This window comes from Thermodesulfobacteriota bacterium, from assembly GCA_040756475.1.
In the GTDB taxonomy this organism is placed as follows: Bacteria; Desulfobacterota; Deferrisomatia; order Deferrisomatales; family JACRMM01; genus JBFLZB01.
This window is the reverse complement of record JBFLZB010000043.1, coordinates 18,825-28,086: the sequence shown is the minus strand read 5'-3', so window position 1 is coordinate 28,086 and position 9,262 is coordinate 18,825. Positions and strand designations below refer to the sequence as shown.

Genomic DNA, 9,262 nt, shown 5'->3' with positions numbered 1-9,262 from the left:
CCCTCCGGCGGCGCAGAATCCCGTGAGATTCTGGAGGTCCGTGGCATTCCAGCGAGGGAACGGGAGGGCATCCCGTGTCCGCGGCACATCGCCAAGTCCGCCTGCGCCGCCTCCGGGGAGGCCCCCGGCCCGCCCTGGGCGCAGCGCGGCACGCCGCACGCCGGTGAGGTCCGGGGAGAAAATTGACGCATCGTTCAAGATCTCAGGTCCACGAGGATTTCAGCCGCTGGGGAGAGATCCCGGGTCGCCACCGACCCCGCGAGTGCTTATAATCTGTCCCATGTCACTCACGAGGGGACTCCCCGGAGCGGAACACGATCAGGCCACGGCGGTGAGGCGCAAGGAGCGCCTGCGACGGCCACGCCTCTACAAGGTGCTGCTCCACAACGACGACTACACCACCATGGAGTTCGTGGTGAGCGTGCTCGTCACCGTCTTCCATCGAACCGAGGGCGAGGCCGTGGAGATCATGCTGCACGTGCACCGCAAGGGAGTCGGGGTGGCGGGCGTCTACCCACGGGAGATCGCGGAGACGCGCGTCGCCAAGGTGGCCCGCCTGGCCCGGGAAGCCGAGTTTCCCCTGCGCTGCACCATGGAGCCGACTGGATGACCATTACCAAGGAACTGCAAGTTGCGTTCAGCACCGCCGTGCAGGAGGCGCTCGAGCGCCGGCACGACCTCGTGTCCCTGGAGCACGTGCTCCTGGGCATGCTCCAGGATCCCTACGCGGTGGAGATTCTCCGGGCGTGCGGCGCCGACGTGGCGGAGCTGCGCCGGGGTCTGGAGTCGTACCTCGGGGCGGTGGAGGCCGTGCCGGAGGGTGCCAAGCTCGAGATCGAGCAGACCCTGGCCGTGACCCGAGTGCTCCAGCGGGCGGCCGATCACGTCTTGTCTGCCGGCAAGAAGGAGATCGACGCCTCCGACGTGCTCGTGGCCATGTACCGCGAGGTGGAGTCCCAAGCCGTGGCCCTGCTGCGCGCACAGGGGGTAACCCGTATCGATCTGCTCCACGCCATCTCCCACGGGGTTCCCAAGCCGGGGGAGGAGCCGCCGGAAGAGGAGGCCTCGGAGCCCGAGGAGTCCGAGGAACCCGAGGGCGAGGGCCCCGAGCCCCAGGTACCCCGTCCCGTGCGGGACCCCCTGGCTGCGTTTACCGCCAACCTCGTCCAGCGGGCGGCCGAGGGAGGGATCGATCCCCTCATCGGCCGGGCCGCGGAGCTGGAGCGCACCGTGCAGGTGCTTTGCCGGCGCCGGAAGAACAACCCGGTGTACGTGGGGGAGGCCGGGGTGGGGAAGACCGCCGTGGCCGAGGGCCTGGCCCTGGCCATCCACGAGGGCCGCGTCCCGGAGCCCCTGAAAGGGGCCGAGCTCTTTGCCCTCGACATGGGGGCGGTCATTGCCGGCACCAAGTACCGGGGGGAGTTCGAGCAGCGGATCAAGGCCGTCATCGAGGCGATTTCCAAGCGCCCCAACGCCATCCTCTTCATCGACGAGATCCACACCATCGTCGGAGCCGGCGCGGTGAGCGGCGGCACCCTGGATGCCTCGAACCTCCTCAAGCCCGCCCTGGCCGAGGGGCGGCTGCGGTGCATCGGCTCCACGACCTTCAAGGAGTACCAGAGTGCATTGGAGCGAGACCGAGCGCTCGCGCGCCGGTTCCAGAAGATCGAGATCCGAGAGCCATCGGTGGGCGAGACCGTGCAGATCCTCAAGGGGCTGCGGTCCCGGTACGAGGAGCACCACGGGGTGCGCTATGCCGACCGCGCCCTGGAGCTCGCTGCGGAGCTCTCGGCCAAGTACCTGACCGATCGCCACCTCCCGGACAAGGCCATCGACGTCCTGGACGAGTCGGGCGCCGCGGCCCGGCTTGCCCGCCCGAGCCGCAAGACCGTGCGGGCGCGGGACGTGGAGACGCTGGTGGCGAAGATGGCCCGGGTGCCGCCCCGCACCGTCTCCACCACCGACCGGGAGCGGCTCGCCAGCCTGGAGCAGGACCTGAAAGAGGTGGTCTTTGGTCAGGATGGGGCCGTAGAGAGCCTGGTGGCCGCCATCAAGCTCTCCCGCGCGGGGCTCGGGAGCCCCGACCGGCCGGTGGGCTCGTTCCTCTTCTCGGGGCCCACGGGGGTGGGGAAGACCGAGCTCGCCCGTCAGCTCGCCCGGGTCCTGGGAGTCGAGCTCTTGCGCTTCGATATGAGCGAGTACATGGAGAAGCACGCGGTCTCCCGGCTCATCGGGGCCCCTCCGGGCTACGTGGGGTTCGACCAGGGGGGGCTCCTGACCGACGCGGTCCTCAAGCACCCGTACGCCGTGCTCGTGCTCGACGAGATCGAGAAGGCGCACCCCGACATCTACGGCATCCTCCTCCAGGTGATGGACCACGCCACGCTCACCGACAACAACGGGCGCAAGGCCGACTTCCGAAACATCGTCCTGGTCCTCACCACCAACGCGGGGGCCCAGGAGCTCTCCCACGAGAGGATCGGCTTCGGGGGTACGGCCGCCGGACACCACGGGGAAAAGGAGGCCATCGAGCGCACCTTCTCCCCGGAGTTCCGCAATCGGCTCGACGCCTGGATTCCCTTTGCTCACCTCTCGGCGGAGGTCATCGAGCGGGTGGTGGACAAGCTGGTGGCGGAGCTGGCCGACCAGCTCGCCGAGCGCAGGGTGGGGATGGCGCTCTCGCCGGAAGCCCGGCGTTGGATGGCCGAGCGAGGCTACGACCGCCGGCACGGCGCCCGGCCCATGGCCCGCCTGATCGACCGGGCCATTCGGCGCCGCCTGGCCGACGAGCTGCTCTTTGGCCGGCTCCAGGGCGGAGGCACCGTCCGGGTGGGGGTCGAGGGAGAGGAGCTCTCCCTCGCGGTCGAGGGGGCGGCGCCCGCCCTGCGGAAGAAGGAAGGCGAGCCCGCCGCCGCAGTGCCGTAACCGCAGCCGGACAGGGAAGCAACTCCCCGCGTAACCTTCGAGCCGCTGGGAGCATCTATGGCTACGAGCCTGGAGGCGCCCCGCGCCGCGCAGGCCGACTGCTGAGGCCTGGGAGCTTAGACCCAGGCTTTGGCTTTTTCTGCGCTCGTCCTGGCGACCGGCCCGTCACGAAAATGGCGGGCCGGTTTCGATTTGGCAACCCGACGGTGCCCCGGCAAGCCCGCGAGGCGTTCGGGCCCGCCGTTTTGCCGCGACTGGGGGATGGCACGGTCCATGCCTGCTTGCTTGGGGTGCCCGGCAGAAACAGCGGCACCTCAAGCCCGGATGCCCCGTGACCGATGGGGTATTCGAGCCTCGGCCGGGAAGACCCGGGCCTTCCTCCCGGGAGAACCGGGGGGGACGGCAGCTACGGACGGCCCCGGGGGGCCGGCGAAAGGAGCACCGGTGGACCGAGTGACGTTGGTATGGGTGGCCCGAGGGGGGGCCTCCACGAAGGTTCTCGCGCTGCCCAAGGCGGCGGTGGCCGGAGTGGTCGGGGGGTTTTTTCTCTTCCTCGCCCTGGCGGCGGGGAGCCTGTACTGGGTTCGCGCCGTCTCCCAGGAGTCCGCGAGCCGCATCGCCGAGATCCAGGGGCTCGCCGAGGCCGTGGGGCGGCTGTCGGCCGAGCGGGACGAGGGCGAAGCCGCGGCCCGGGAGCTGCTGCGGCAAAACCAGCGGATGGAGGAGGAGCTCCAGGAGATTCGCGCCACCGAGGGCAGAATTCGACGCTTCCTGGGTCTGAACGAGCCGACCTACGACGAGAAGCGCTCCCACCAGGGGGGCATGGGCTCCCCCGGCGACGAAGAGGGACCGCTGGGAGGAGGCCCGCTCCCGTTCGGCGAGGACGAGGCGGTTGCGGCGGGCTTTGCCGAGGTCTCCCGCACGCTCCGAACCGGTCTGCAGGAAGTCGTGGCCCACCTGGAGGAACGCAAGGCCGAGTCGCGGCGCATTCCCCTGATCCTGCCGGTGGAGTCCGAGCAGGTCTGGCTCTCCAGCGCCTTCGGGTGGCGCGACAATCCCCTCTCGGGTCTGGGACGCGAGTTCCACAACGGGGTGGACATCGCCGGGCCGTGGAAGACGCCCATCCTGGCACCGGCGGACGGGGAGGTGGAGCAGGTTGGAAAGGACCGCCGCCTGGGCGTCTACATGAAGCTCCGGCACGGGAGTTCGGTCCAGACCATCTACGGCCACATGGCGTCCGCCGCGGTGAAGGCCGGCAAGCGGGTCAAGCGCGGCGAGGTGATCGGGCACATGGGCAACACGGGGCGCAGCACGGGTACCCACCTCCACTACAGCGTCAGCGTCGGAGGGAAGTACGTCGATCCCCAGGACTACATCTGGGATCGGCCCTTTAGAACCCTCAAACTGTGAGCAGAGACCATGGGCATCTTCGGTTCCCGGGCGGAAGGCAAGGCGCAGAGCCGTTCCATCGACACGATCATCGGTGCGGAGGCCGTGTTCGAGGGCACGCTCACCACCCAGAACAGCGTGTGCATCGAGGGCACCTTCCGGGGCACGCTGCGCAGCGAGGGCACGGTGATCCTGAGCCGGTCCGGCACCATCGAGGCGGATGTGGTGGCGGGGTACGTGTCGGTGAACGGGACCCTGCGGGGCAACGTGCAGGCGCTGGCGCAGTTGGACGTGGGGGAGACCGGGGTGATCCACGGGGACGTGCAGGCGGCCTCGGTCACCGTGGCCAAGGGCGGCGTGCTGGAGGGGACCTGCCGGAGGCTCGCCGTGCCGGCCTCGCAGCCTGTGGTTGCCGAAGCGTCCAAGCTCCCCCCCGAGGCCGTGGCCTTCCCCCAGCGCGTGCGCCGGGAGCAGCGGCCGGTCCAGACGGCCGGCGAGCCCGCGGCCGCCCAGGGGTAGGTTTCGGGTCTGCCGGCGGTCAGCCGCGCCGGCCCTCCCAGCGTGGAGACGCCAAATTCCGCAGGGAGGGTCGTAGGGGCGAGGCATGCGTTGCCCCTGCCAGTTTCTACCGCGAGGACCCGAGGGAGGCCGCCGCATCCAGGTAGGCGTCGAGGACCCGCCGCTCCTCGGGGGTGAGATCACTGCGGGCGACGTCGTAGGTCTCGCCCGGGCGGGGGAGGGGCACCGTGAGGGTCGACAGGACGCGGCGCAGCCCCCCGCACTCGGCTTCCAGAAAGGGGAGGGGCAGCCCCTCGCACCACCCTGCCAGGCGTTCCCCCATACCGCTGCGCACCTGGACCGTGATGCTCTTCGGCAGCGCCAGGGGCGTGACGCGGTATCGGTCTGCTTCGCGGGCCACGCGAACGCGGCCGACCAGTTCCTGCTCCTGCTCGGGCAGGATCACCGGGTCGGACTGCTCCGTCCCCAGTCCGAACGCCTCCACCCCAGCCCAGAGGATGCCCCGTCCCTGGCCCCGCGCCGCCAGGCGTGCCCCGTGGGACCCGTCCGCCAGCGGCCAGAGGGTGAGCCGGTGGGAGGTGAGGGTCAACGACGCGCTGCGCGCCTCGAGCCGCACCCGAATGGGGCCCCACTCCACCGGCGCGGCCTCCATCTTCAGGCCCTCGTAGGCTCGCCCGGCCCCCTCGAAGGTGAACTCGGACGCGGCTCCCCCCGCCTCCTGTGCTGCCCCAAGTAGCCAGACGACCAAGATCGCCCCTGTCGCCTGTCGCAACCCCGTCTCCCCGCGCCCGTCTCGCCAACGGAAGGCACGGTAGCGGCCTTGGCCGCGAATCGTCGCCCCGGGGAGCGCAAGCCCTTCACCGTTCGCGGGCAAGCCCGCTCCTGCGCACCTCATCCCCGGAGCTTTCCAGGCCTTCCTTCAAGGTCTCACAGCCTCCGGGCATAGGGGGCGAAGCGGTCCGGCACCCGGGCCAGGGACCCCGCGTCGGGATACTGACCGAGCTGGGTGCGCAGGCGGGCCAGGCGCTCCGCCAGGGGCGGGTGGGTCGAGAACCACGACCCGCCCTTCTGGGCGGTGGCCTCGTGGCGCTGGAGCATCTCGAGCACCCGCACCATGCCGGCCGGGTCGTAGCCGGTGCGGTAGGCGGTCGCCATGCCGGAGGCGTCGGCCTCGAACTCCATGTTCCGGTCCAGGCCCTTGTCGAAGAGCACCCCCTGGAGGTCGCCGATCATCCCCTGGAACTCCCGGCCCTTGTCCCCCCTCATGGTTGCGGCGGTGAGCTTTCCCACCCCCGAGAAGAACTGGGCCCGGCGAATGGACTGGAGGGCGTGCCGGTGGGCCACGTGCCCCACCTCGTGGGCGAGCACCCCGGCCAGCTCAGCCTCGTCGGCCATGGATTTCACGAGCCGAGAGCTCACGAAGATGATGCCGCCGGGGCACGCGAAGGCGTTGTAGAGGTCGCTGTGCACCACCACGAAGCGGTAGGGAATTTCGGGCCGGGAAGAGTTTCGCGCCACGGCGTTGCCCACCCGGTTCACGTAGCGCTGGAGCTCGGGATCGTCCACCGGGCGGCCGTACCGGGCGAACCCCTCCAGGGCCAGGCTCTCCCCGATCACCACCTCGGTTTCGTAGGGCACCTGGGTCGTCCCGGCCAGCAGGTCGGTGACCCCGCCGATGATGAGCCCGGTGCGGTCGGGCCGCTTCGCCGGCTCGGCGGGGGCCGGCTCCGCGCCCGCGGGGGGCTCGGCGGGCCGGGGGGCGAGCTCTTTGAGGACGCCCTTGCCCAGCCGGTCCAGGAAGGCGCCGGCCCCCGCCGGGACCAGGGCCGCGGCCAGGACGACGAGAAGGATGCGGGTGGTGGGCTTCATGCTCTCCTCTCCCTCGCCCCTACCGGGCGTACTCGCCGATGCGGCCTTCCTGGAGGAACGCCTCGAGCTCGTCTTCGGCCACCACGAGGGCCAGCACCCGGTCGAGGGCCTCCCGGTTCTCCCTGGGGGTCCCGGCGCCGTCGGCGTACTCGGTGGTCTCGGGGGAGAGGCCTCGGATGCTCCGGGAGGTGTCGGCGGATGCCGCCTGGATGGTGCTGCGGCCGGTGACCCCGCCGAAGAGCCCCGAGCCCCCGGCGGGGGCGGCGGCGGGCGGGGTCTCGGTCACCTTGCCCCGGTAGATCCACCCCTCGACCCCTCCCGGCCCCGCGACCCGGTACCAGGCGTCGCGGGTCTCGCGCACCTGGAGTTCGGTTCCCAGGGCCAGATCGGCCACCGTGGCGGAGGTGGCGCGGGTGTCGGCCTTGAGCTTGGTCCCCGTGGAGGCCACCCACACGGTGGTCTGTGCCAGGGCCGTGCCCGCGGCGGCCAGGGCCAGGAGCATCCAAAGGATGAAGGAGTTGCGCCGCATGGTGCCTCCTCGGCGTCGCGTGGGACCGTATGGGTTGGCGGAGGGAATGGAAGCCGGTACCCCGCCCGGGCGCCCCTTCCCCCGGAAGCCCGTCCTTGGATTCTTCCCCGGTGGCGCCCCCCCGTCAAGTAGGGGCGACGCCCGCGATCCGCGCTCATTCGATGAGGGGCCCCTCACGACACCGGTGCGCCTGGCTTCATCGGTTTCCACCGGCCCACGCCCCATCTGCCCCGGGGGAGAGGCCGGGGTCGGGCAAACCCTCAAGTCCGCGCCGGGGGTGCCGATGAGAGGGGGGGAACCGGTCTGCCCAGGAGGGATCCATGGATCTGGCTACGGTCATCGGTCTCGCCGCGGGGGTGGGGCTGATCGTCTCTGCGCTCCTCTTGGGGGGTGCGCCTCTCGCGTTCATCGACGTGCCGTCGATACTCATCGTCATCGGCGGGGTCACCGCGGTGACCTTCATCATGTTCCCGCTGCGCACGGTTGTGGGATCGATCCAGGTGGCCATCAAGGCCTTTCGGGACGACACCTGGAACCTGGATGCGATCATCGACCAGATGGTGAGCCTCTCGCGTCTGGCGCGCACCAACGGCATCCTGGCCCTGGAGGACGCGGAGAAGGAAATCAAGAACCCCTTCCTCAAGAAGGGCATCCAGCTCGCCGTGGACGGCAACGAAGAGGAGCTCATCCGGTTCATCATGGCCACGGATGTCAGCTTCACCCGGGAGCGGCACGCCATCGGGCAGAAGGTCTTCAAGCAGATGGGGGCCATGGGGCCCGCCTTCGGCATGATCGGCACGCTGATTGGCCTCGTGCAGATGCTGCGCACCCTGGACGACCCGTCCTCCATCGGGCCGGCCATGGCGGTGGCGCTGCTCACCACCTTCTACGGGGCCCTCATCGCCAACCTCGTGTGTCTGCCCATCGCCAACAAGCTCGAGTTCCGGAGCAAGGAAGAGGCCCTGGCCAAGCAGGTGGTCACCGAGGGGATCATCTCCATCATGCAGGGGGCCAACCCCAAGGTCCTCAAGGACAAGCTGGAGGCCTTCGTGGCACCCACCCTGCGGCGGGAGAAGCGGGACGGCTCCCCCGCCGGCCGCGCCGCCGAGGAGGCGGCCTGAGCCGTGAAGCTCGACCAGTTGATCTCCCGGGGGAGCCAGGACGAGGTGGAGGAGGGGGCCCCTGCCTGGATGGCCACCTTCGCCGACATGGCGACCCTGCTGCTGACCTTCTTCATCCTGCTCCTGTCCTTCGCCAACCTGGATGCCGTGAAGTTCCGGGAGATGCTCGGCAGCGTCAAGGACGCCTTCGGGGTGCAGAAGGAGGTCATGGGAGACTACATGGCCCGGTCCACCACGGCGCTGGACTTCACCGTGCACTCTGCCGCCGAGGAAGCCGAGCAGGCGCAGAAGGACCAGGCCCCGTCCATGGAGCAGGCCCTGAGCATCATCCAGGCTTTGTTCCAGGACCTCGGGGCCGTGGCCGAGGTCTTCCTGGACGAAGAAGGGGTCACGGTGCGGGTCGAGGGCAAGCTCCTCTTCCCCTCGGGCTCGGCCCAGCTGCGGCCGGAAGCCGGCGGGGTGATGGAGCGCATCGCGGGGCTCCTCCACAACTACACCTTCGATCTCTACATCCTGGGCCACACCGACTCCGTGCCCATCGAGACCGCCCAGTTCCCGAGCAACTGGGAGCTCAGCTCGGCCCGGGCTGCCGCGGCCCTGCGCTACGTGGTCCACCGCGGGGTGGACCCCCGGCGCCTGGTCTCCGTGGGTTTTGCCGAGAGCCGGCCCATCGACACGAACGCCACCCCCGAGGGGCGCTCGCGCAATCGCCGGGTGGAGTTCCTCTTCAAGAGCCCCGAATTCCTCCCGGGCGGCGGATTTCGGGAAGCTCGGCCCTGACCCGGGAGGGGGACCGGGGAACGAAACTTTTTTTCGGCCCCCCCCCAAAATTCACTCCTTTGGGCGATGCGCAACCCAGGAACTCCCCCGTAAGATGCCCCCGCTTCCTAGAAGCGCGCCTCTCCGGGGA

The 9,262-nt window shown here is 70.1% G+C and carries 9 protein-coding genes; 6 read left to right on the top strand and 3 right to left on the bottom strand.

The features are described 5' to 3' along the window. The first annotated feature begins 280 nt into the window (after positions 1-280). From clpS to AB1578_08485, 4 genes are all read left to right on the top strand, one after another. Positions 281-610 (top strand): ATP-dependent Clp protease adapter ClpS, encoded by a 330-nt coding sequence (clpS, locus tag AB1578_08500; GenBank protein MEW6487940.1) that lies wholly within the window; start codon positions 281-283, stop codon positions 608-610. Further along, the gene (clpA, locus tag AB1578_08495) at positions 607-2,925 is read left to right on the top strand and encodes an ATP-dependent Clp protease ATP-binding subunit ClpA (GenBank protein ID MEW6487939.1); all 2,319 of its coding nucleotides are present in this window, start codon (positions 607-609) and stop codon (positions 2,923-2,925) included. Before clpS ends, clpA begins: the two co-directional genes overlap by 4 nt. Positions 2,926-3,369: 444 nt before the next feature. Beyond that, positions 3,370-4,335 carry a M23 family metallopeptidase gene (locus AB1578_08490; GenBank protein ID MEW6487938.1) on the top strand — a complete coding sequence of 322 codons (966 nt, stop codon included), beginning with the start codon at positions 3,370-3,372 and terminating at the stop codon, positions 4,333-4,335. A gap of 9 nt (positions 4,336-4,344) precedes the next feature. Beyond that, positions 4,345-4,833 carry a polymer-forming cytoskeletal protein gene (locus tag AB1578_08485; protein MEW6487937.1) on the top strand — a complete coding sequence of 163 codons (489 nt, stop codon included), beginning with the start codon at positions 4,345-4,347 and terminating at the stop codon, positions 4,831-4,833. A 106-nt stretch (positions 4,834-4,939) separates the two neighbouring features. Here the strand turns inward: AB1578_08485 and AB1578_08480 are convergent, their stop codons facing one another. From AB1578_08480 to AB1578_08470, 3 genes are all read right to left on the bottom strand, one after another. Next, positions 4,940-5,605, bottom strand: coding sequence for a hypothetical protein (locus AB1578_08480; GenBank protein MEW6487936.1), 666 nt, complete (start codon positions 5,603-5,605; stop codon positions 4,940-4,942). Between the two features lie 155 nt (positions 5,606-5,760). After that, entirely contained in the window at positions 5,761-6,702 is a 942-nt protein-coding gene (locus AB1578_08475; protein MEW6487935.1) for a M48 family metalloprotease, read from the bottom strand. A gap of 19 nt (positions 6,703-6,721) precedes the next feature. Further along, complete coding sequence (locus AB1578_08470) at positions 6,722-7,231, bottom strand: SH3 domain-containing protein (GenBank protein MEW6487934.1); 510 nt, start codon at positions 7,229-7,231, stop codon at positions 6,722-6,724. Positions 7,232-7,551: 320 nt separating this feature from the next. Here AB1578_08470 and AB1578_08465 point away from each other — a divergent pair, with 320 nt between their 5' ends. Beyond that, positions 7,552-8,352: a MotA/TolQ/ExbB proton channel family protein gene (locus AB1578_08465; GenBank protein MEW6487933.1), complete on the top strand. Its 801-nt coding sequence runs from the start codon at positions 7,552-7,554 to the stop codon at positions 8,350-8,352. A gap of 3 nt (positions 8,353-8,355) precedes the next feature. After that, on the top strand, positions 8,356-9,132 hold the full coding sequence (locus AB1578_08460) for an OmpA family protein (protein MEW6487932.1): 777 nt from the start codon (positions 8,356-8,358) through the stop codon (positions 9,130-9,132). The last annotated feature ends 130 nt before the right edge of the window (positions 9,133-9,262 follow it).

What these genes read in the sequence shown, in the direction of transcription:
- clpS (MEW6487940.1), top strand. Translation starts at nt 281, where the DNA reads ATGTCACTCACGAGGGGACTCCCCGGAGCGGAACACGATCAGGCCACG.
- clpA (MEW6487939.1), top strand. Translation starts at nt 607, where the DNA reads ATGACCATTACCAAGGAACTGCAAGTTGCGTTCAGCACCGCCGTGCAG.
- AB1578_08485 (MEW6487937.1), top strand. Translation starts at nt 4,345, where the DNA reads ATGGGCATCTTCGGTTCCCGGGCGGAAGGCAAGGCGCAGAGCCGTTCC.
- AB1578_08475 (MEW6487935.1), bottom strand. Translation starts at nt 6,702, where the DNA reads ATGAAGCCCACCACCCGCATCCTTCTCGTCGTCCTGGCCGCGGCCCTG.
- AB1578_08470 (MEW6487934.1), bottom strand. Translation starts at nt 7,231, where the DNA reads ATGCGGCGCAACTCCTTCATCCTTTGGATGCTCCTGGCCCTGGCCGCC.
- AB1578_08465 (MEW6487933.1), top strand. Translation starts at nt 7,552, where the DNA reads ATGGATCTGGCTACGGTCATCGGTCTCGCCGCGGGGGTGGGGCTGATC.